Genomic DNA, 24825 nt, shown 5'->3' with positions numbered 1-24825 from the left:
AGGTTTTCTAAAAATATTGAAAGGAAACAGCCATGAAAAAAAGTCACCCAACCGCTTCTACCAATATAGATGAACTAAGACAACAATTTGAACAACAAAATCTAGGAGCTTCTAATGTAGAAGACCTCTACGCAAAGGTTAATAAACCACCCAAAGAACAGCGCAACTCACAACAATATACACTTCAACAACCACCAAAAACGATCTATGCTCCCCAAAAGCCACTAGAACAACAAAACCTAGGAGCTTCTAAGGTAGAAGACCTCTACGCAAAGGTTAACAAACCACCCAAAGAACAGCGCAACCCACAACAATATACACTTCAACAACCACCAACAACGATCTATGCTCCCCAAAAGCCACTAGGAAATCCCTATGACAGACTTGGTGGAGAACCAAGTGATGGGCGACGCGCCGACAGACTCGTAGATCCCTATGCAGTAACCGATCTGGAGGCAAAAGGTTGGCAAACGTCCCCCTACGACACAGTTGGTGGAGATGCACAGGGTAGGCATTCTTCCCATGAACCAGAACATCTCTATGCAGAGCTTGAATTTGGTGAACGTGGTGGTCTCTCTCCCCAAAAATCACTCGAATCTGTCTATGCAACGGTTGGCATGGGGGCTGAAGGCAGGCAAGAATCTGAACAACGAGAAAATCCCATATATCAAGGCGTTGGCTCAGGCAAGATCTCCCCTCCCAGAACCCCAAAAGATGTTGTTACAACAAAGCTTTTACAAAATACAAGCTTTCAATATGGTGTAAGAGAAATCCAAGAGCGATGCAGAGTTGTTTATGGTAACGAGCATGCTTTGAATGGACCACTTGCGAAGATCCTTGATGATCCTCAAAATGCAGAACAAATCTTATGGGATCTTGCAGAAAATCCTCAAAGCGCTGGTAAGCTTGCAGGTCACAAAATACTTGGTGTAAAATCTCCAAGCCGCAGAGAAGCTGAAGAGGAGTTTACTCACCTTTGCTCAGCTCTTGAGAGACATATGCATAACACACAAAAGCTCCATAAACAATTTACACATGAACATGAAAGAGGTCAAAAACAAGAAAGTCCAGAAAGAGACCCAGAACACAGGCATCACCACCATCATCGTCGTCATCACACAAGAGGACAAGAACAAAATAGTCCAGAGCACAGCCCACAACGGCAAAGACATGGCGAAAAAGGAATGGCTTTTGCCATGTAAGTGAGCCCCCGTAAAGTACATAAATTTTTATTTTTCATTGAATTTCTTGGCGCAAATCGTTTCATTACGATTGCGCCAAGAGTTGTTTTAAAATATTATAAAAATAGTTCTAAAAGTGGATCCGTAATTTATCATAATTTATTGATAAAATTTCATAAAAAAACTGTATAAAAGACACAAAGGTCCGTCACACTGATCCTGAATAGCGCGAAATCTTTGGTGGTCATTCAGTTGGATATCTTCCTTTGTACAAAAGTTATCAAAACTAAAAGTGGGGAATGCACCAAAGAGGTTTTCTAAAAATATTGAAAGGAAACATGCATGAAAAAACATCATCCACACCCTTCTGCAAATCCAGAAGCCCTCTATGCAACAGTTAATAAACCAAACAGAGGAAACCAGCACACACCAACCCCAGAAGAGGAAGTTCTGTACGCGTCAGTTAGCAGTATTGCTCCTTCAAGGGGTAGACACCATCATCAAAGAAGAGAAGATCCTGAAACAGACTATACAGAGGTTGCTCCCCCAAAACACGAAGCTGAAGTTACATACGCGTCAGTTAGCAGTATTTCTCCTTCAAGGGGTAGACACCATCATCAAAGAAGAGAAGATCCTGAAACAGACTATACAGAGGTTGCTCCCCCAAAACACGAAGCTGAAGTTACATACGCATCAGTTAGCAGTATTTCTCCTTCAAAAGGTAGACACCATCATCAAAGAAGAGAAGATCCTGAAACAGACTATACAAAGGTTGCTCCGCAACAAAGAGGAAGACCTTCATCTTCCCTCACAGCTGAGCAAATAACTGTCATACTTTTAAAAAACCCACATGTCCAAGCTTATGGAGAAGAGGTTATGCACTGGGGTAAGGTCGTTTATGGCAATGACACGCTTTTCCAACAACACTTGCAAGGAATACTTACAGATCCCAGTAAAGGAAAAGACCTTTCAAATCAACTTGCTGAAAATCCTGAATCTATACATAAACTTGCTGGCCGCTCCGCACTTGGCTTAAAAAGTCAAACACGCAAAGCAGCTGAAGACGGTTTTAAACCACTCGTTGATGCTATTGATGGTTATACAAAGGCTGTAAAAGAAGCAAAGGAGAGGCTTTTGCAAACCCCTCAAGCGGAGCAAAGACGCCATCAAGAAAATTCTCAGCAAGCTGAAAGAGCTCATCATCGTCATCATCACACAAGAGGACAAAACCAGGAGAGTCCAGAGCACAGTCCTCAACGACAAAGACACGGTATGGCTTATGCCATGTAAGGGGTTATAAGCATAAAGACGATAGTTTTGTTTTTCATGTAATCTCTTGGCGTAAATCGTTTTATTGCGGTTGCGCCAAGAATTGTTTTATCTTGTGACAGAAAATAGTCCTAAAAATGGATTCAGTAATTGACTATAACTTATTGATAAAATTTCACAAAAAAACTGTATAAAAGACACAAAGTCCCATTACGATGGTGACAAATAGCGCCGATCTTTGGAGACCACTCAATTTTGATATCTTCTTATAAAAACCATAAAAATATAAAGGGCGAGAGTGTACACCAAAGAGGTTTTCTAAAACAATTCTTGAAAGGAAACATGCATGAAAAAAGATCACCCTCACCCTTTTTCATCCCCTTCAATACAAGAACTTATAGCGCTCTATGAAAAAGCGGCGGCAGAGGTTACAAGCCCAGAAAGCCTCTATAAAGAAGCTCCTTCCCAAAGCAAAAGACTGTCATCCATACCGGAAAAAGATGAGGAAAGACAATCTCTTTTAAAAGAAGAAACTGTACATGAATCAACAAATCCAACAACGCTTCTAACAAGAGGTAGCTCTACCAAAAGGCAGCAAAAACCTGAAACGACACATTCAACAGTTACTTCACAAGTTTCTCTAAAAAGGGCAACAAGAATTCTCTCAGAGGAAGAAATCATTCAATTGCTTCCACACCATTCATTGGTTCAAACATATCGAGAGGAAATCCAACGTTTATCCGCAAGTGCATATGGAGATTCAAATATTTTGCAAGAAAAAATGGAGGAAATTCAAGAAAATCCCGCTGCAGGAAAGGAGCTCTCATGGCGCATGGCAGCCCATCCTGAAAGTATCGCTAAACTTTCAGGCACCAGTACGTTGGGCTTCAAAAATCGAACGCGCAAACAAGCGGAAGAAGATTTTTCCGCCCTTTGCGTCACCGTTGATTGTTATACAAAAGCTGTAAAACAGGCAAGAGAGAGTCTATCGCAATCTCCAGAGCAAGAACTCAAAAACTATGAACGTTTAATGGGAAAGGCAGCAGTCACTGAACTTCTGCAAAAACCAGATCAACGTGAAAAAGAAACTCTTTCAGAGGCAGAAATTTCTACCAAAATTCAACAACATTCAAAAGTCAAAAGGCACCATGCCCAGATCAAATATTGGTGCGAAGTTGTTTTTGGTAACGCAAACATTTTGCAATCACAAGTGGAAAAACTTTTCCAAAACCCTGAAACAATAGAAGCGCTCGCACAGCAACTTGTCGGAAATCCTCAATCTTTTCACAAGTACGCTGGTATCAGTCTTTGTGGCTTTAAAAATCAAGCACGCAGACACGCTGAAGCTGGTCTTTCTCACTTAATTGACGCCGCTGACAATTATGCAACGGCTGTAGAACAAGTAAGAGAGAGCATTTTGCAAACCGAGCAGGCAAAACAAAAACGCCATGAACCATCTTCTAAACGGACGCAAGATTTGCATCAACAACAACGCTTATCACAATCTGTTGAACGCACTGAGCATTCAACAGTAACTCATGAAGAAGCAACAACCTCTACTCAACAAAGAGAAACAGATTTTAGTCCTCGCAAAACTGCGATACCAAAAGCGATGGCTTTTGCGAGCTAATAAGTTTTCACATTGAATCTAACGTCTTGGCGCAACACATGGCAAAGGTCATTTGCGCCAAGAGAGCCAAATCTTGTGAACAATTCAGTTTCATATCCTCTCTCATAAAAGCAAGTGAAAAAGCATACAACAGAATAAAAACCAACGTACATTTTTAAATAGTATTTAAAAACAATATTGGAAGAGTTTGAAAGGAACATGTATGAAAAAAAGAAATCCTTCCCCTTTTATCACCGAAATGATGGAAAAATTTCAACAACAGACTGAACAATCCCCCACCAGAACCCCCCCTCCCCAAGTTTCTCAAAGTTTGCCAAAACCAACTGTACAAAAACGCCCAGAAAATTTATCACACCACCCAAAGATTGCTCCACCGCCCCCCCCACGCATGAAAAACCCAGTGCAAACCAGCACAATACCTCCTAGCACCAAAAACCAAGAGACGCCTCCCCCACAAAAAAAAGTGGCTCCGCCAAAACCTCCGCGTGCAAAAGAGAGACAACAACATAAACCAACAGCTCAAGAGTTCCCCTCCCTACAGACAAAAGTGGCTCCGCCAAAACCTCCGCGCATGAGAGAAAAAACACAAACCGGCACAACAATCCCCAGTTCAAAAATCCCCAGCTCAAAAATCCAAGAAAACTCCTCTCCGCACACAAAAGCAGCGCCACAAAGACCTCCACGCGAAAAAGATAGGCAACAAAACAAACCAACAGTTCAAGAGTCCCCCTCCCTACAGACAAAAGTGGCTCCGCCAAAACCTCCGCGCATGAGAGAAAAAACACAAACCGGCACAACAATCCCCAGTTCAAAAATCCCCAGCTCAAAAATCCAAGAAAACTCCTCTCCGCACACAAAAGCAGCGCCACAAAGACCTCCACGCGAAAAAGATAGGCAACAAAACAAACCAACAGTTCAAGAAGAAGAAAGTCGCTATGCAACGCCTTCTCATCAGACGCCCCCACGCATGAGAGACAGAGTGCAAAACGGTGCAAAAATTCAGAATCCTGAAGCACACTACCCAAGTGTTAGACCCAAAACACCATCACATATGAAAGTCAGGCAACAAAGTAGTTCATCATCACAAGATAGTGGAACATATGCAGTACCTCCTTCACGAAAACCGCACCATATGGAAAACAGAAAACAAAGCGATGCTGCCATCCCAAAACCTGCCTCTCCACACACAGCAATTGAACAGCCAAAACCGTCTCACGGACAAAAAAAATCTATTAATACAATGGAACGAGAGCTATTACTCGTAGCATATCAAGAAGAAATACGATTTTTGTGCGAAAAGGTTTATGGCAACAAGCTTATTTTAGAAGAAAGAATAGAAGCAATCAAAGAAAACCCCGATATGGGAGAAAAGCTCTTATGGGATGTTACAGAACAGCCTAAGTCTATTTCTAAGCTTGCTGGTAAAAAAGTTCTGGGCATAAAAAATCATGCGCGCAGAAAAGCTGAAGAAAATCTTCCTACCCTACGTACTGCCATTAACGATTATGTGTATACTTTAAAATATACAAAAAGTGAAAAGATTTCACGAGGTTCTCACACGGAACAACAACACCAGCGACAAGCACAAGAGAAAGAGCCAATAAATCAACATTTACAAAATCCGCTCAATTCAGAAAAGAAAATAAAGCCTCTCTCAAATCAGGAAATTGCCCGCAGAGTTCAACAAGATCCATCGGTTCGATATGGTCAAAGAGAGATCGAATATTGGTGCGAAATTGTTTATAATGATCCATTTATTTTGCAATATAGAATAGAAGATATGCAAAAAATTCCAGAGATAGGAGAAGAGCTTGTATTTCAAATTGAAAACCCTTCTAGATCTTTTGCTCCGCTTGCTGGTAGGCAAGTCCTTGGCATAAAAAATGGAGCACGCAAAGCTGCTGAAGAAAATCTTCCTACCCTGTGTACCGCCATTAAGGATTATGCTGAAACTGTAAAACAGTTAAGAGAAACCATTGTGCAAAACCATCAGGCAGAACAACAAAAACGTCATCAACCGCTTAACGATCCCGATAAAAAATTGCAAAAGCAGCAAAACTTATCGCGGTCCCCGAAGTTACCTGAACGCTCAACTGCAAAGCAGCATCAAGAGGTTGCAGAAACTTCTAGACAAGAAGACCAGCCGCATGTTCGACCGCGCAGAGCCGAAACATCAAAAGCAATAGCTTTGTCGTGATAAATCTCCTAATTGTTGGCTTTTCATACAAAACTTTGGTGCAATTACCTTGCCAAGATTGCATCAAAGATGGTGTATAAAATACAGAAAACTTTGAATAAGACACCCCATTATTTTACAGAATTCATTGATAAAATTTCACGATAATACTTCATAAAAATTACAAACTTTAACTTTGTTCCATGCGAATAAGGTCAATTTTTTCAAGCATCCAAATGGGCATTCTTCTTTGAAGAAAACGCAATGAAAATAATTAAAGGCAAAAAATGTAAAAAAAGCTTTCAAAAAATAATGTTAACATTTGAAAGGAAATATACATGAAAGAAAACACTAAACATTATGCCTCTTCCACACAAGAAGAATTGCAAGAACAACACCCTGCAATTAGTGCAGCCATTTCTAAGCAAATCAATAAAGCATCGCAAAATTTCTTTTATCCCAATAGCAAAGTGCTTAAAAATAAATACCGCATCAAAGAGCAAGAAATATTAAAGGAACAATGTTGTGATGATGTAAAAAAAGAAATGATAAAACTGCGTCAAGAACCTCTACCTGAGCAGCTTAATTCCTCCTATCTAAAATATCTTCATCAACACCTCTTTTCCCGTGCATTTGAATGGGCCGGACAAACACGCGAAGAACCTTTTACATTTGAAGATGGTAGTGTTGCTTCTATGCCCATTTTGAAAAGAAAAGAATTTACAAAACCTTTTGCGATTGGCAGAAAAATACAGGAGGGACTAGAAAAGTTAGATAAAACACTTGCTGAAAAGAATAATTTACAAGGCTTAACTCGCGAAGAATTCGTTGAACAAGCAGCTGGAATAATGATAGATTTGCACCACATGCATCCTTTCAGAGAGGGCAATAGGCGCACAAAGAGACTGTTTGTTGAAAAACTCGCTCAAGCAGCAGGACATAAGTTAGACTTTTCTCTTGTGAGCAAAAAACGTAAAGACTTTGTCCGCGCCGCTGCCATGGAACATAGCGATCCAGAACCTATGAAGCATCTGCTTGAGGATATCTCAAATCCAGAAAAATTGCTCATTTTACAAGAATTTACCAACTCTATGAGAGAGCTTGGATTGGATGAAAAAAATTATTATCTCGCTGTCGTCGCAAAAGAAGGAGAAACCTATCATGGTACCTACAGAGGCAGTGGACCCAATGGCTTCATGCTTGATGCCAACGGGATTTTCATCTTGGGAAATAAAAAAGATCTCACCCCAGAGCAAATACAGACATTAAAAATCGGTGACGCCCTCTCCTTTACAGCGCCCAAAACTCAAAACCCAGAAAAAACTCAGCGAAAAACATTGCTTCCAGAAAAAAAAAGAGCCGTTCTCACAAGCGATGAAATAACTGAAAAGAGCAAAGATAACGCATCCATTCAAACAAAGAAAAAAGAAAACGCCCTTTTTTCACCATGGATTACCCCTCATGCTTTACATGACAGCATTGAAGTTATGCCTCAAAGTTTGCAAGAACAAGAACAAATGGCCAAACCAATTGCGCAATCTGCTTCCTCCATGAGGAAAACACAAAAAGATTTCCAAAAAAACATTTTACAGACCAGCAATACAGCGACAAATGATCCAATATCTGTCCAAACGACAAAGGAAAAACGCTCTGATCATCAAGAAAGAACAAAACAACCCCCAAAAAAAGCAATGGCATACTGGGACACTGGTACAAAAAAGACGGACAGCGTCCCTCTCACCTTACAGGAGAAATTATCCTCATCGCCTGAAACCGAAGAAAATAAGACAATGTACCGTAATTTCTTTTGCCCTAATAGTATCACCTTAAAAAATAAATATGGAATAAAAGACTATAAAAAATTAAAAGTGCAATGTGCCCATGATACAACAAAAGCAATCATTCATCTACGCCAAGAAGCGCCACCGCAAAAACTAACTTCCACATATCTCCAATATATTCATCACACCCTATTTAAAAATACTTTTGAATGGGCCGGACAAACACGCGAAAAACCATTTACATTTGAAGATGGTACCGTTGCTTATATGCCAATGATGAAAAAAGCTGGTATTTCTTTTGCCTCAGCAAAACAGATACAAGAGGGACTAGAAAATTTAGATAAAATACTTTCTGAAACGAATAGTTTAAAAGGCTTAACCCGCGAAACATTTATTGAACATGTCACTGAAATGTTGATCCAGCTCAACTATACGCATCCCTTCAGAGAAGGTAATGGACGCACACAACGAATGTTTTTTGAAAAACTTGGGCAAGTTGCTGGCCACACACTCGACTTTTCTCTTGTAACAGAAAAACGCATGAATCTTGCCAGCATTGCATCGCTAAAACATAACGATAAGGAAGAGATGAAACATCTTCTTGAGGATATCTCAAATCCAGAAAAAATACTTATTTTAAAAGAATTCATAGACAATATGAAACATATTGGATTTGAAAATATTCATCATCATCTTATTATAACAGCGAAAGAAGGTCATACCTATAAAGGCTTCTACAGAGGCAGTGGACCCAATGGCTTCATGCTTGATGCCAACGGGATTTTCATCTTAGGAAATAAAAAAGATCTCACTCCAGAGCAAATACAGACATTAAAAATCGGTGACGCCCTCTCCTTTACAGCACCAAAAGTTCAAAACCAGCAAGAAGTGCTTATCCCCGCAGAAACAATAGCCCCCCTTACCAACAATGAAATTGCCACAAGGATAAAAAACAACGCATCCATTCAAGTAAGAAGAAAAGAAATCGAAACTTTGTGCCAAATCATTTATGGCAATCGTCATATTTTGCAGAAAAGAATAGAAATGATCCATGAAAATCATACTGAAGGAGAACAGCTCACCTATCAAATTGCCACCTCTCCCCAATCTATTTCTAAGCTTTCTGGTAGCAATGTATTTGGCATAAAAAACAACGCGCGCGCCCATGCTGAAGCAAATATTTTGCCCCTCTGTAGAGCCATTGATCGTTATATCAATATTTTTAAACAAACAGAAAGAGACATTCTCCATACCCATCATGTAAAACAAAGGCGGTGTGAACAGTCGGTAAAAATTCCTGAGGCTTGGATGAAAAATCTCTTTTCCTTGTCAAAAGCACAACAGCAAGAAACTTTATCAAACTCTCCTGAATTAAGGGGGGAGATAAGGACTTATATCAAAAAAATCAATGAGCGCTTATCCTCAAGCGAGCATGAAGCTATAAAGGAAAATAATCCTGAAAAACTTGCGAAGTGTCTTGGCACATCAACCGTTAAAGCAAAAGAAATTATGGAAATAGTCAAGCAGATAAAAGAGATAGAACAGCATATACACCCCATGTATTTTTATAACCATAAATTCGATGAGTGCTTAGCACCAAACCAGTATCAATCTATCCAGCATCAATCTATAAAGACAAACAATGAAAAAAAATGTTCCAACACTCTTGATAAAGAAGCAATTAAAGTGCAAAAAATGACAGAAAACGTCAATCAGAGTTCTAAAAGACAAGAAAATATTCAACCTCACAAAACAGAGCACGCAAAAGCCATGACAATGAATATCTAAAGGATTCATAAACTTTAACTTTTTGCCCTCTCTGGTAAAAATGATAGCCTTTACCCGCCTGCTTTCATTGGCAAATCAATCGCACCTCAACGGGAATGGAAACCATGAGAGAACAAATTTATCTTATTTCCTCAGATTTTATCCTCATTAACTATGAAAAGAAACCTGAACAAGTAAAATGAAAGGATCAATCATTTTTGAAAATGATAATTAATCACTTTCATTACCTATAGTGCTAAAAACAGACAAAATGCTGTTGAAAGATCACGTCTTCCTATCCTTTTGTTTATGTAATCTCTAAAATGGGAAGGCAGCCTAATTTTGAGAGAATATAAAGCCGTAAAGGTAAAAAGCAATCACGAGCTTTGCCATCACCTTTTAGCTTAGCCTTACAACTTTTAAAAACATCTAAAGCACTGTCTTTTAAATAATGGATAGATAATGGAGATTGTACATTGCTTCACGCTTTTATTTTATTTGCGTTCTTTAATAGGGTCATGCCCCTTACATAAAAACAGAACGGTATTGGGGTGCACTATTCACGACATCACACCATAAAGAGAAATTAACATTATATATCCCTATATGTCCCTTCAAACTGTCATGATGTCGCTCCCATATTTCAGTTTGAAAAAGAAATTTTAATTATTTTATGGCAACAATAAAAATTGTAATGCAACAGTAAACAAGGAGCATAAAAAAGTCTTCAAGCACCATTGTTGACAGAAAGATAAACACCGTCGTAAAACGCTTACAAAAAGTATCCTTGATTGGGATACAGATCAGATTTTTACGATTTAAAACGGTTTATTTCTCCTATCATCGCTTCTCTTTTACAACGAACCCGATATATCTTTATGACATTGATTAAAAAAATTGCAACAGTTGCTTCCGGAACCCTCATGAGCCGTATTTTTGGCTTCGTACGCGAAATGCTTATGGCAGCAGCCCTAGGGACTGGTCCTGTTTCTGATGCCTTTAACGCTGCTTTTCGTTTTCCCAACACATTTCGTCGTTTTTTTGCTGAAGGTGCCTTTAACGCTGCTTTCATTCCTCTTTTTGCAAAAAAAATTACTGAAGATGGTCAAGAAACAGCATGCAAATTTGCAGAAGAAGTCTTTGGCGTTCTCTTTTCGATGCTCTTACTGTTAACGATTGCGATGGAACTGAGTATGCCTTTTTTGGTACGAACCATTATTGCCCCAGGTTTTACCGAAGATGCAACAAAATTTAACGCTACAATTCACTTTACTGCGATCATGTTTCCCTATTTAACCTGCATGTCGCTTGCTGCCATGATGGGGGGCATGCTTAATGCTCTGCGACGCTATTTTATTGCCGCCATTGCCCCACTCTTTTTAAACATTATTCTGATTGGTGTGCTTGCCTATGCTTGGATCTATAAACTTGACGCTTGGCATATCGGCTTAAATCTCTCTTGGGGTGTATTGGCAGCAGGACTTCTTCAACTCACCTTAATTGCCCTTGCTTTGCGTCAAAGTGGAATGAAAATTTCCTTCCGCCAACCCCATTTAAGTCCTAATGTTCGCAAACTATTAACTTTAGCATTCCCAGCAGCCATCACGGGTGGCATCACACAAATCAATTTGCTCATTAATACCAACATTGCTTCTAGTCAATCGGGTGCTGTCTCTTCTTTGATGTACGCTGATCGTCTTTACCAATTGCCTCTAGGTGTAATCGCCATTGCCGTTGCAACCGTTCTTTTACCAGAATTAACACGCGCTTTGCGAAGCAAAAAGCACAAAGAAACCCACCATTTACAAAACCGCTCTATTGAATTAACGCTATTGTTAACACTTCCAGCATCCATCGCTTTTTTACTGCTCTCCACTCCCATTGTCAGTTTGCTCTTTGAGCGAGGACAATTTACCAGTCAATCAACACACCATGTTGCACAATTACTGGAACTTTATGGATTAGGACTTCCAGCTTTTGTTCTCATTAAGGTCTTTATTCCTAATTTTTTTGCCCATGAAGATACCAAAACACCGATGATTTTTACAGGTATTTGCGTTTTCATCAATATCAGTCTCGCCTTAACATTATTTCCTATTCTATCTGCACGAGGCATTGTTATTGCTGAAATTACCTCTGGATGGGTCAACGCCCTGTTGCTTTGGGGTGTCCTTATCAAACGCGGTTATTGGAAATACGACTTCCAACTGATAAAGCAAATATTATGTCTCATGATAGCAACCCTTTTGAGTGCACTAGCCCTCTATTACGGATTGAATGTGTTTGGTTTTTTGTCTTTTCCTTTATCCTCACAAGCATCCTTTTTCTTGCGCGCCAGCACCTTAGCTGGGATCATGCTTGGCATATTCTTGATCTATTTTAGTGCCTATTTTTTATTCAACACCCATTCCTTTTTTCACATGCTTAAAAATTTGAAAAAACGCTCATAATATCTATACTTTGTCAAAAACAATAAAACAAATAACCTTAATTGAAGAAAGAGCACTCCTATGGATACCTTCACACCACTTGTCTTTTCCGGCGTACAACCGAGTGGTCATTTACATCTTGGCAATTATCTTGGAGCCATTCAGCGTTGGGTTGAATTGCAAAACTCTCATCACTGCCTCTACTGTGTTGTGGATATGCATGCGCTCACGGTCAACCCAGATCCCCTTACTTTACGCGAATCCACCAGAACAGTGACAGCAGCCTTTTTAGCCTGCGGTATTGATCCTCAACAACACATTATTTTTAACCAATCACGTGTTTTTCAACATGCTGAACTTGCCTGGATTTTTAATTGTGTTGCCCGTATCGGCTGGCTTCAACGCATGACACAATTTAAAGATAAAGCAGGAAAAGATCGCGAAAAAGCATCTCTAGGGCTTTTTGCCTATCCCACTTTGATGGCTGCTGATATTTTAGTCTATCGTGCAACGCATGTTCCAGTAGGCGAAGATCAAAAACAGCATGTTGAACTCACACGCGATATTGCACAAAAGTTTAACAACGACTATGCACAGCGTATTGCCGAATTAAATTTTGGTATCTCTATGCAAACGGATGAAGAAAAAAAACAAGGCTTCTTTCCCCTCCCAGAGGCGCTTATTGGAACAACAGCCACACGCGTTATGTCTTTGCGCGATGGGACGAAAAAAATGTCAAAATCAGATCCTTCAGATTTTTCACGCATTAATTTGACCGATGATGCTGATCTTATCGCAAAAAAAATACGCAAAGCCAAAACGGATTCGGCTCCTCTTCCCGATACCCTTACCGCTTTAAAAGAACGACCAGAAGTGGATAACCTGCTTGGTATTTATGCCGCCTTTGCCAAAGTTAGCAAAGAAAAGATTCTTTTAGAATTTTCTGGTCAACAATTTTCGCATTTTAAAACCGCTCTAGCCGACCTTGCTGTCTATAAGCTTGCCCCTATAACAGAAGAATTACGTCGACTTCATCAAGAAAGTGATTATATCGACTCTGTTTTGCATGATGGCGCTAAACGTGCTAGTATGCTCGCAGAAGAAAATATGAAGAAAATTCGTGAAATTATTGGATTTTTGCACGATACATAAAGGTAATAAAACTAAAAACTGTAGAGAGCAAAAAAATCGTTTGTACAAATATAGAGAAAGTGCATGATTTCCAAACCCAAAAATCCGAAAAAAGAACCCAAGAAAAAGAACTTAGTCATTATCGATGAAACACCAGAGTGTCGGCGTGCCGTTGCGTTTGCCGCACAGCATGCCCAAAATACCAATAGAACATTGGTATTACTTTGTGTCGTTGATAGTGCAGAATTTCAACATTTTCTGGGTGTAAACAACGTTATGCGCACAGAATCAACGCAAAGTGCTCATAAAATATTAGGAGACATTGCCAGTGAAGTCCGCACCACCCATGCGCTTGAAACAGAAATAGTGGTGCGTGAAGGAAAAAAAATTGATGAGATTTCCAAACTGATCGACGAAGATAAAAGGATTGCACTAATTGTTTTAGCAGCCAGTGGACATACAGAAGGACCAGGACCCCTTGTTCAATTAATCGGAAATAAAGGGACAGCTTTTTCAATCCCTGTCATTGTTATTCCTAGCAATCTTGCCGATGAAGATATTAGATCTATTGCCTAAAAAATATAATATTCTACAATGTAAGATCTTCCCAATCCTTCATTATAAAAGGAGAGTTTATGTTTATTCAAACTGAAACCACCCCAAACCCTGCAACGCTTAAATTCCTGCCAGGACGCGTGGTTCTTTCTGAGGGCGTATTAGAATTTCGTGACCCTGAAGAAGCAGCTAAAAACTCACCTTTGGCAGCTAAGCTGTTTAATATTCCCAATATCAATGGTGTTTTTTTAGGCTATGATTTTATCACCGTAAGCAAAAAAGAAGGAGAATGGCAACATCTCAAGCCCGTCATTTTAGGCACAATCATGGAACATTTTCTATCCAATGAGCCAGTGATCACCACCAACGCTACAACACAAGCACAAACCCATGCCCTTAACGAAGAATTTTATGACGAAAAAGATGCTGATATTGTCTTAACCATTAAAGAGCTGCTTGAAACGCGTATCCGCCCAGCAGTTGCCAATGATGGTGGAGACATTACTTTTCGCGGATTTGAAAATGGTATTGTTTATCTCAATATGCGGGGCTCCTGCGCTGGATGTCCCTCTTCAACGGCAACCCTCAAACATGGTATTGAAAATCTTTTACGCCATTTTATCCCTGAAGTTTTAGGCGTTGAAGCCATGCCACAATAAATATTGGCCTCAATAGGTAAAATAACCACAGCGATTGCCCCTCTTCAACAGCGCTCAAACATGGAGTGCAAAAATCTTGCGTCATTTTATTCCTGAAATTTTAAAAGTAAGCTATGCAGCCATAAAAATACAGTACTGTTAAAAAAATCTGTCTAATAATGATACCTTCACTCATATTTCACCTCCACATATGCCTTAAAAAGATTTCAAAGCCCCTTTTAAGAAGCATAGGTTGTTTCAACAAACCAATCCGTACACAGAAGTACAATGCATGGATGTGCACTTTAAATTTATTTTGTTTCATAATCTTGTCATGTAATTTTAACCAAGAAACCACGACCCGTTACAAAAAAGAAAACCCAAAAAAGAAAACATTGTAAGATAGAGTGCCCATTTGCTCCATCTTTCTCAGTTCTCCCAACAATAAAATCACGCAAAATACTTCTTGTAGCAACCAATCGACAAAGATCACATTTTGCAACTTGAATGAGAATTCTGACATTCTTCTTATTTCAATTCTGTTTTTATTGCATCAATCAAAATCGTCCGCTTACACAGCACAAACTGGATAATAACAAAAACTATTTTTAATAGCTCTTATGCACACTTTTTATAAGGGACTGTTGCAACACTAAGAGCTGGAAAATGCATGACCATACAACCTTATCAAGATCATACCATCCTTTTTCCATTCTTAAAATCAAGAATTCCCCCTCTATCATTTTCAATCTCATTTCCATAAATATGACGCAAACGGTGTAACTACCTGTAAAAATAAATACATTGAAGCTAGATCTATTATGGTTGTTTGAGAAATTATCTGATAAAAAAATGAGAATATTTCTTCAATTCAGCAGGAATAAGTTTGTCTGCTTTACCACGTTGTTCTTCTCATAAAGCACATACTTTTACTGTTGCATGTAAGTCAACATCCAACTTCATCCATAACCGCATATTAAAAGAAAAGACAGAGCCACTATTCCTCTGCGATACATGGCTTTGCAATAAAGGAAAATATATTGCCTCTATCTGATTGGTGTAATCTGTGAAACAAGAAAAGAATCCCATTCGAGAAGAATGTAAAAATAAAAAACCAACGAAATGTAAAAACAATTGCAAGGGGATAAATGCCTAAACTTTTTTCACAAACTCCGACTTTAAACTCATCTGACCAATCCCTGGAATTTTGCAATCAATGTTATGATCCCCATCCACCAAGCGAATATTCTTTACCTTAGTACCACCTTTTAAAACAGATGAAGCGCCTTTTACTTTCAGATCTTTTATCACCATAACGGTATCTCCGTTTGTTAAAATCTGACCATTGGCATCATAAACAGTATCGGAAAGAACAGTATCATCGTTTTTTTGTGGCCATTCATGTGCGCATTCAGGACACACAAAATTTTCACCATCTTCATAAGTATAAAGACAATCACAACGAGGACATTTAGGATATTGGGTCATAAATTCCCCTTTTAAAAAAAATCATTCACTATGACTGGTCATAAAGCAAGAAGTGCTTATTGTCCATTATTTTAGAAAAACATTTTCCTTTGTTTCAACCCTCATCTGCCAACTGTGTTCATGAATGCTATCGTCACATACCATATGAGTTTATAAAAATGATTGATCATTATATAACTTAAATGAGCCCCCCGCATATCATAAAATTTACTCACTTCATTCTCTCTAATAAATTAATCAAAATCATTTTCTTATACATCAGCAATGCAATTAACGAATGGATAAAAAACAATTAGAAAAGGAACCTCTCTAAATAAAACGCTCTCAAAAAGCTAAAAACTGAAAAACAAGAAAATGATGCCCTCAACTTGACCTTTTATTTAAGTAAAGATAACAGTCACAATGTTAGAGAACAGACTGATTTATAATCATAGTTAATGGTTTTGTATATTGAATGAGAGCCGATAAATAAGCTGAGATTCTCTCACCCCCTTTTACATTGAATCAACCAAAGCCTTTTGCTTGCATGCTACAAGTAGGAAGAGGCGTGTAAAACGATTATTCAAAATACTAAATATTTTCAAATATAAGAACCAACATTGAAAGCGAGCAAAGTGAATGATGGTACGGTCTTACTCTCTCATAAGCGTAAAATTGTGCTGCTCGATAGATGGTCGCTCATCCCTTTCAAAAGCAGCACGCATAAGATGCGTTTTTAGTGTTTTGAGAGAGACGCTTCTTTAAAACAAGCATATGAAATGTGCAACAATGATAATATTTTTTTTGCATAAGGAACATCTCCCCTATTAAACAAACATTGCTATCAAACCATCAAAAACCATCGGACATAAACTCCCCGATTATGCCGGATTATAATTACCTACAGGATTCGGTTTTAAGAAGCCCGCAGTTTTAGAAATCCGATTGATATGTAAAGGAGGAAAAAACAAAGCGCGCTTGAAAATGGAGGATCTGCCTTATGGCAAATAAAATCACACCCCTAAAATCATACCTCATGTGATCAATCATCATACCTTTACAAAAAAATATTCCAATGAACTTAGGTGATAATATCAGGGCGATCTCGCCCCAATGCTTGTTGTATATTTAACAGTTTTAGCGCCACCTGTTGCAAAGGTTGGAGAACTTCTTGCGGATTAAAATTGTGTTTGCGCGGATCACTTTCATACTGTTCAAAATAAAGTCGTAAAGTAGCACCTAGCGTCCCTGTTCCCGACAACCGGACCACCAACCGTGCTCCATTTTCGAAAAAAATACGTATACCTTGCCGCGTGCTAACACTCTGATCAACAGGATCATGATATGTAAAATCATCTGCTTTTTTGACGAAAAATCCTGCAATTTCAGTTCCTGCATGTGGTAAGTGCGTACGCAAATGTTCTATAAGTTCCAAAGCTTTATCTGCTTCGACTTCTTCATAATCATGCCGTAACGTGTAAAAACGCCCATAGGTGTACCAATGCTGTTGAACAATTTGTGCAACAGTTTTTTCTGTTACCGCTAAAAGATTTAACCAAAATAAGACAGCCCATAAACCATCTTTTTCGCGGATGTGATGAGAGCCAGTTCCAAAGCTTTCTTCACCACAAAAGGTTACTTTCCCCGCATCCAAAAGGTTTCCAAAAAACTTCCATCCCGTTGGCGTTTCAAAAAAGTTTAATCCGTGTTTTTCCGCAACCAGATCAGCAGCACGCCCCGTCGGCATAGAACGCGCTATCCCCACAACACCTTTTCGATATCCTTTAATGAGGTGTGCATGTTCAGCCATAATAGCCAAAGAATCTGAAGGTGAGACAAATTGTTGACGACCAATAATGAGGTTACGATCTCCATCACCATCAGAGGCTGCACCAAGATCTGGTCCTTGCTCTGACATCAATAAATCATAAAGAGCCTTGGCATAAACCAAATTGGGATCCGGATGACCGCCTCCAAAATCTGGCAAAGGAATACCATTAACCACCGTTCCTTCAGAAAATCCTAAGCATTTTTCAAAAATTTCATGAGCATAAGGCCCTGTTACCGCATGCATAGCATCAAACCGTAAAGTAAGACCTCGAGCAACGGCCTTGGCAATACAGTCAAAATCAAAAAGCTCCTGCATCAAAGCAACATAATCAGCGACAGGATCAATAATATCAATCCGCATGGCTCCCATAAAGATCGTACCTTGCCTATCTAAATCAATATCTGGTGCTTCAAGAATTTTATAAAAGGAAAGACGTTGCGATGTTGCAAAAATAGCATCACATAAAGAATTCGGAGCGGGTCCACCATTGGAAACATTGTATTTGATACCACAATCTCCCTCTGGACCACCAGGATTATGGCTTGCAGAAAGAATAAGTCCACCATGGGCATGAGTTTTACGAATAAGATGCGAAACAGCAGGTGTAGAAAGAATACCGCCCCTTCCCATTTTAACACAAGAAACACCATGCGCCGCTGCCATCTTCAACACAATCTGAAGGAGAGTACGATTAAAAGTGCGCCCATCGCCTCCAAGAATCAACATTTTTCCTTCAAGAGGCCCAATGTTATCAAAAAGAGACTGTATAAAGTTTTCTACATAATGAGGTTGTTGAAAAACAGACACTTTTTTGCGCAAACCAGACGTTCCCGGTTTTTGCCCCTCAAAAGCCGTGGTTAAAACTATCTTTATGGTCATGTAAATACTTTCATATTCTTTCCTTTAATTTTAAGGTGAAGAGTATCCAAAGTCGACCATTAATTCTACTTGACGGAAGTGTGAAATATTTGCACACTCGTTAGAAGTAAAAATTCTTGAAGAATCCCTTTTATTTAAACCGTTCTTTCCGATATGCTTTTAAAGACAAAAGCTGTTTTAAAACGAAATTTTTGTAAAAAATATAGGAGCATCCTTATGATGAAAAAAACTGTTCCCAATGTAACATTCCATACACGTGTCCGAGATGAAGTGGGTGAAAATAATTCTTATCGGTGGCAAGAAGTTAACAGTGATGCTTACTTTAAAGGAAAGCGTGTTATTCTTTTTTCTCTTCCTGGAGCTTTTACCCCTACTTGCTCAACTTTTCAGCTGCCTGACTTTGAAAAACTCTATGATGAATTTAAACAAGCGGGTATTGATGAAATTTATTGTCTTTCCGTCAATGATGCTTTTGTCATGAATGCTTGGGGAAAAACACAAAATATCAAAAACGTGAAATTAATTCCTGATGGCTCTGGTGAATTCACACGCAAAATGGGTATGCTGGTTGCAAAAGACAATGTTGGTTTTGGCATGCGATCATGGCGCTATGCTGCCGTTATTAATGATGGTGTGGTTGAGAAATGGTTTGAAGAAGCAGGTTTTTCAGATAATTGTGCAACAGATCCTTATGAAGTTTCTTCACCACAAAATGTTCTAAAAGCTTTGAAAAACTAATTCCGCCCCCAAATCGTCTATTTAAACAAAATTTAACGACACAAATTTCCCTAATAAAGAAAATTTGTGTCGTTTGTATTTTTTGAAACATCTATTTGTCAAGACAAACACTGTAAGTTGGTTGTGCGTTTTTGGTGAGAAAATATTCCAGCAATAATTTTTTAATAGGTATTTCACGTTTTAACTGCTTTGAAAAAACTTGAAAAATTTCCAGTAAAAAATCTAAACCAATTATAGTGCTCAAAGAATAAAAAGCTAAAAACTGTTGCACGCTATCAAAAAATGGGGATGCAATTGCGAAATGCGCAAATTCATACAAAACTCTCTCAGAAACATCAAGGACTAACGTATCGATGAAATATGCACGATCAATGCTAAATTTCTCCTATTGAGAAAAACTTTGTGTCAAACAATAATTTGATTTATAATTTTTCATGTCGAATGAGAGGCACTGAATATCATAAGATTGTTTTATTTTATCCCTTCTTATATTGAATCCCTTAAAACTATTTTCTTGCTCATTAGCAAGTGAGATTGGCATATGAATAAACGATTAAAAAGAGTAAAAGTACGTCTCATAAACGCTCTAAAATACAAGAGCTATGAACACCATTACTGCAAGGTTCATAAAAATATCAAGAAAGAAAATATTGCATAAAAACGGCTCTGCATAAATAACTGTTCATGAAGAATATTAAATAAAAACAGATCCCGTAAACATTCCAATTCACATACCATAAACAGACTCATTGCTGTTCTCATAGCCATTTATTCTAAGCTTTTATTTTTCTCTAAGAGAGAAACAGTTAAAGAAGGCGTTTATTTGGATATTCTACCATAAAGTGTGTTTTCATTTCTTCCTCTTCTATCTCTTCCTCTTCATCGAACTCAAAATCTTCATCACATTCAGGAAGCCCAAAAATATCTGGATTAATGAAATAACAATATTTTTTTGTCCCCTTCGCTACAATTTTATTCTTTTCTAATTCTTTGATACCTTCTTTAAAACTTTCAAAATTAAGATATTCTGGTTCTTGAATTGAAAGATCACAAATCAAAAATTCATTGAGAGTATCCTCATCTAATCTTACCTGATCAAACCATAAATCCACATCATCTTCATCTGACATTTTCCCTACTTGCCACAACATCACAAAAAATGCTTTCATACCACTAAATGATAGCCCAAAAATCATACGCCGACTATCGGACGCTCCTGAAAACGTAATTTGCGGAAGATCTTCAAATCCGAAATTTGAAGGAGGAAGTTTAAATGATTTTCCAATATCTTCAGGTTTTTTCAAAATAAAGGGATTTCTTTCATATAATACTGTAAAATCATATTGGGCCATTTTCATTTCTCCGTAAAAAATTGATTTGTTATAATAAATGAATAATTTCAAATGGTTGTCATTATAATCTCTTATAATTCCTCCCATATTTTCCCTTTAAAAATTGTCTGATTTAAGTTATTCGTTGCTTTTGAAACTAAAAAAATCTTCTAAAATAAAACTCTTGAGATTTCTTTCATCTCTCATGGATGTGAGATTGTAGACTGCCGACAATAAAACAGTAGAAATATGATATCAGCAAATGAGAATTCAAAAATTAAATCCATATGAATGATCAATATTTCTATAAACTATTGGGTTTCTGTTATTGATCATCAATTTTTCTAAACAGGATTGCGTCAAGAACCTCAAATGCTTCAGTGTCCAGTATCTTGCTTCACGCAAGGTACTTACCTCGCGCGCTCAAAAGCATTCATTTCATAATGAAGACAAAGCATTTTTATCTTTAAAAAATTGCTTTTATGCCGCAGGAACTTAAAAAAATAACGCGATTTTAAGAATATCTAAACAAGTAAAATACAAATTCTGAAAATTGAAGAGGAAATGTTCGAGCTTTTCCCAACAATCGCTTTCACAAAACTTTTATCATTACCGTTTTTGGGCTGCCAAAATATCTTGTACTGTTTGAACCAATTGCTCTTCATCAATCATCACTTGCGCAGGACGGCTTTCACGCCATGTTTGATTGTCCTTAATTTCGTGGGACAAACGCGCCCCTTCAATCAAATCTTTAATCTGTATTTTTCCGCTCTCACGTTCTTGTGAGCCTTGGATCACCACACAAGGCGCTTGACGTCGATCTGCATATTTCATCTGCGCTTTTATCCCCGATGCCCCCAAATAGAGCTCAGCACAAATTCCCGCACCACGCAACTGCATCACCATTTTTTGATAGCGTGCAACAGCTTCTGGTTCTTTATCCATCATCAACACCACAACCGGCCCTGTTGTCTCCTTCATAGGCAACTTTCCAAGATTTTGCAAAGCAGCAATCAAGCGTGAAACCCCGATTGAAAAACCTGTTGCTGGAATATTTTCACCACGAAAGCGTGCCACCAATCCATCATAGCGCCCACCACCACCAACAGAGCCAAAAACAACTTTTTGCCCATCATCATTGAGAACATCAAAAAGCAATGCCGCCTCAAAAACAGGTCCAGTATAATATTCCAATCCACGAACCACCGAAGGATCAATTTTAATGCGATTGTGATAACCATTAGCGACAAAGATTGCTTGCATTTCCTCAAGCTCGCGAACCCCTTCAAGCCCCTGAGCACTCTGACCAACGACTTGTCTGAGAGCATCAAGGATTTCTTCTGCTGTTTTTGCGTTTACAGTCAGTAAGGAAAGAATACACTCAATCTCTTTATCCTTAAGCTCGGCCCCTTTTGTAAAATCACCACTTTCATCCAAACGCCCCTTGCCTAGAAGAAAACGCACGCCTTCAGGACCAAATTTATCCAGTTTATCCATTGCTCGAAGCACAGTTAAGCGCCTTTCAATCTGCTCCCTTTCCCCTAAACCAATCAATTCTAAAACACTTTCCAGAATTTTTCGGTTATTCAAGCGAATGGCATAATCATGCTGCTGAAACCCTAACTTTTCCAAACTGTCTGCTGCCATCATACAAATTTCGGCATCCGCTGCTACCGTTGGTGTTCCAACAATATCCGCATCAAACTGCATAAATTGCCGAAAGCGCCCTGGTCCAGGTTTTTCATTGCGAAACACAAAACCAAGACGATAACTGCGATAAGGCTTTGGCAAAACTTCAAAATTCTCTGCAAAATAACGGGCAAGAGGCGCAGTAAGATCATAGCGCAAAGACATCCATTGCTCATCATCATCTTGTAGCGAAAAAACGCCCGCATTTGGACGATCTTCATCAGGCAAAAACTTACCCAGCACATCTGTATATTCAAAAATTGGTGTTTCCAGTGCTTCAAAACCGTAAAGTTCATAAACTTCACGAATTTGCGCAATCATTGTTTCAGTTGCATACAACTGTGCACTTGTACGATCCACAAAACCACGGGGTAAACGGGCTTTAGTTTTTTCTTGTTTCAATGACATGTTATTCTCTAGCAACAATATGTGTTCACGGATAACCATTATCCCATAGAAACCAACGCTGCAATGACTTTATCAATCTAAAAACTTTTAATAACATGTTAGAGTCCTTTATTTTACAAAAGCAATATCCTTATAAAGCGATATTCTAAAAGAGTTTATCCTGTAAGATGAGTCATCACCCTTAAACTAAAACGTCCCCAAAACGAATACACTCTCCAAACCCTCTTATGCCTCATCTCTCTGTTCAGGTATTTCTTTCATTTTTTTCCTTTATCTCGTCTTTCTTGAAGCAATTTTTCATATATTCCCAAGATTTCTGCATTTTTTTCAAACCTTTGCTTTCCGTATTTGGTCCTCCCAATCCCAACAGAAAATAAGAAATATATGAACACTTTTTGAAAAGATCAAAAACAACTCTTAACTTTAGATAAAGAAAAACACTTCTTGAAATTCGTATCTGACTTAAAATTTGATAAACCACCTTCTTTTATAAGAGCTTTTTTTCTTTGATAACTTAGCAAAAAACTTTAAGATAGAAGCGTGTTTTTAGATTGCTCGGCAAAATCATGAATAACATTTTTTAAATCAACACTATTTCGACCAACCTCTGTAATCGATCTTGAAATGGAAGGAATAAGATTCTGCCATAGCCTTTGAGGAAACTGCTGAGTTAATTGTGTTATTGTTCCCCCTTGAGCCCCAATGCCAGGAACGAGAAATAAGTTATTTTCTAACTGTTCGATTGTATCTTTTGCTTCATTGCCCAATGTTGCTCCAATCACTGCCCCAATAGGACCAACATGATGATATTGACTTGAAGATTGGCTATTATATTCAAAAATACGCTGCGCCAAATGAACAGAAACCGTTTGATCACCAATGCGCGCATTGCGAATGTGCCTTCCCTCTGGATTCGAAGATTGAACAACCATAAAAACAGCCGTTTTTGTTTCTTCTGCAATCTTTATTAAAGGAATGAGAGCATCAAATCCTAAAAAAGGATTGACTGTTATGGCATCTGCTTTAAACGCACTGCTTGAACCAAGCCAAGCTTTACCGTAAGCCTCAGCAGTAGAGCCAATATCCCCTCTTTTCGTATCAACGAGAACCAACAAACCTTGTTCGTGTGCATTTTCAATAAGTTCTTTGAGAATTTGAAGCCCTTCCACCCCATATAACTCAAAAAATGCGGCTTGAGGCTTTATCATCCCCACTTTACCCACAACCGCTGTTAAGAGGATATCACAAAAATCTTTTAGACCTTTATAATCACAGCTTAAATTCCATGATTGCAAAACTTTATGACTCGGATCAAAACCAACGCAAAGCGGTCCATATTTTTCACTATTTTTAAAAAAAGCTGAACAAAACATTTTATATCCTAACACGGTCTGTCTTTAAACTTTTTGATACAATCAAAAAGAAAAGCATTTGTCAAAAGAATACAATACTGAAAACACAAAGAAAGAGCTCTCTATACAAAGTGTGCTTTTATTTATGAAACATAAATATATTCCCATTCGTAACGCTTATCACATGTTTATCGATCAAGACGTTGTCATGAGACAAAAATTCAAATTTATGAAAGAATATAAACAAAAAAAGCGTTCATATTATTTTGTTCAATGACCTCATAAAGCCCAATAGGCGTGCCTTTTCGTTTTCACACCCTTTTTTATGATCAACAAAAACTCTCTATGAACACGCTTTAAACAAAAGTTTCAAAAGAAAATGCCCCACCATGATGATCTCGATCTTAACTTTAGATCTCTCCTATCCCTTTTTAGCGCATATCTATTCACTTTTGGAACATAATTGGCAAAAAGACATTGTATCTCCAGCATATTGAAGGAGATAAAACATGGAAACTCGCATTCCTGAAGACACACCATTCGATACGAATTTTCTAGGAGAAACATCTCTAG

Annotated in this window: 15 protein-coding genes; 10 read left to right on the top strand and 5 right to left on the bottom strand. The window is 38.3% G+C overall.

Features of this window, described 5'->3' with window-relative positions; all coding sequences use genetic code 11:
- Window positions 1-32 precede the first annotated feature (32 nt).
- The 9 genes from ACFIK8_RS07060 (at window position 33) to ACFIK8_RS07020 (ending at window position 14578) form a co-directional block, all read left to right on the top strand.
- Window positions 33-1202 carry a BID domain-containing T4SS effector gene (locus ACFIK8_RS07060; RefSeq protein ID WP_375647472.1) on the top strand — a complete coding sequence of 390 codons (1170 nt, stop codon included), beginning with the start codon at window positions 33-35 and terminating at the stop codon, window positions 1200-1202.
- 321 nt (window positions 1203-1523) lie between these two features.
- Window positions 1524-2471 carry a BID domain-containing T4SS effector gene (locus ACFIK8_RS07055; RefSeq protein ID WP_375656183.1) on the top strand — a complete coding sequence of 316 codons (948 nt, stop codon included), beginning with the start codon at window positions 1524-1526 and terminating at the stop codon, window positions 2469-2471.
- A gap of 325 nt (window positions 2472-2796) precedes the next feature.
- On the top strand, window positions 2797-4080 hold the full coding sequence (locus ACFIK8_RS07050; protein ID WP_375647469.1) for a BID domain-containing T4SS effector: 1284 nt from the start codon (window positions 2797-2799) through the stop codon (window positions 4078-4080).
- A gap of 202 nt (window positions 4081-4282) precedes the next feature.
- Window positions 4283-6277 carry a BID domain-containing T4SS effector gene (locus ACFIK8_RS07045; RefSeq protein WP_375669072.1) on the top strand — a complete coding sequence of 665 codons (1995 nt, stop codon included), beginning with the start codon at window positions 4283-4285 and terminating at the stop codon, window positions 6275-6277.
- 317 nt (window positions 6278-6594) lie between these two features.
- Entirely contained in the window at window positions 6595-9825 is a 3231-nt protein-coding gene (locus ACFIK8_RS07040; protein WP_375661574.1) for a BID domain-containing T4SS effector, read from the top strand.
- An 857-nt stretch (window positions 9826-10682) separates the two neighbouring features.
- Complete coding sequence (gene murJ, locus ACFIK8_RS07035) at window positions 10683-12254, top strand: murein biosynthesis integral membrane protein MurJ (protein ID WP_375636419.1); 1572 nt, start codon at window positions 10683-10685, stop codon at window positions 12252-12254.
- Window positions 12255-12314: 60 nt separating this feature from the next.
- Window positions 12315-13385, top strand: a complete 1071-nt coding sequence (trpS, locus tag ACFIK8_RS07030) for a tryptophan--tRNA ligase (RefSeq protein ID WP_375636354.1) — start codon at window positions 12315-12317, stop codon at window positions 13383-13385.
- Window positions 13386-13448: 63 nt separating this feature from the next.
- Window positions 13449-13940: a universal stress protein gene (locus ACFIK8_RS07025; protein ID WP_015856726.1), complete on the top strand. Its 492-nt coding sequence runs from the start codon at window positions 13449-13451 to the stop codon at window positions 13938-13940.
- 59 nt (window positions 13941-13999) lie between these two features.
- Window positions 14000-14578, top strand: coding sequence for a NifU family protein (locus ACFIK8_RS07020; RefSeq protein ID WP_273723704.1), 579 nt, complete (start codon window positions 14000-14002; stop codon window positions 14576-14578).
- Between the two features lie 1131 nt (window positions 14579-15709).
- On the opposite strand, the gene ACFIK8_RS07015 is transcribed toward ACFIK8_RS07020, so the two are convergent.
- On the bottom strand, window positions 15710-16045 hold the full coding sequence (locus ACFIK8_RS07015; protein ID WP_015856728.1) for a zinc ribbon domain-containing protein YjdM: 336 nt from the start codon (window positions 16043-16045) through the stop codon (window positions 15710-15712).
- Window positions 16046-17105: 1060 nt separating this feature from the next.
- Complete coding sequence (locus ACFIK8_RS07010; protein ID WP_375661576.1) at window positions 17106-18734, bottom strand: alpha-D-glucose phosphate-specific phosphoglucomutase; 1629 nt, start codon at window positions 18732-18734, stop codon at window positions 17106-17108.
- A 216-nt stretch (window positions 18735-18950) separates the two neighbouring features.
- On the opposite strand from ACFIK8_RS07010, the gene ACFIK8_RS07005 reads away from it, so the two are divergent.
- Window positions 18951-19472 (top strand): peroxiredoxin, encoded by a 522-nt coding sequence (locus ACFIK8_RS07005; protein ID WP_375644925.1) that lies wholly within the window; start codon window positions 18951-18953, stop codon window positions 19470-19472.
- Window positions 19473-20278: 806 nt separating this feature from the next.
- Here the strand turns inward: ACFIK8_RS07005 and ACFIK8_RS07000 are convergent.
- From ACFIK8_RS07000 to pyrF, 3 genes are all read right to left on the bottom strand, one after another.
- Window positions 20279-20911 (bottom strand): replication protein, encoded by a 633-nt coding sequence (locus tag ACFIK8_RS07000; RefSeq protein WP_375644924.1) that lies wholly within the window; start codon window positions 20909-20911, stop codon window positions 20279-20281.
- Window positions 20912-21412: 501 nt separating this feature from the next.
- On the bottom strand, window positions 21413-22900 hold the full coding sequence (hisS, locus tag ACFIK8_RS06995) for a histidine--tRNA ligase (RefSeq protein ID WP_375669071.1): 1488 nt from the start codon (window positions 22898-22900) through the stop codon (window positions 21413-21415).
- Between the two features lie 527 nt (window positions 22901-23427).
- Complete coding sequence (pyrF, locus tag ACFIK8_RS06990) at window positions 23428-24273, bottom strand: orotidine-5'-phosphate decarboxylase (protein ID WP_375669070.1); 846 nt, start codon at window positions 24271-24273, stop codon at window positions 23428-23430.
- Between the last annotated feature and the right edge of the window lie 552 nt (window positions 24274-24825).

It is taken from the genome of Bartonella sp. MR168JLCBS (genome assembly GCF_042194175.1).
The sequence above is the reverse complement of the archived record's forward strand: the minus strand, read 5'-3'. Positions and strand labels throughout refer to the sequence as shown.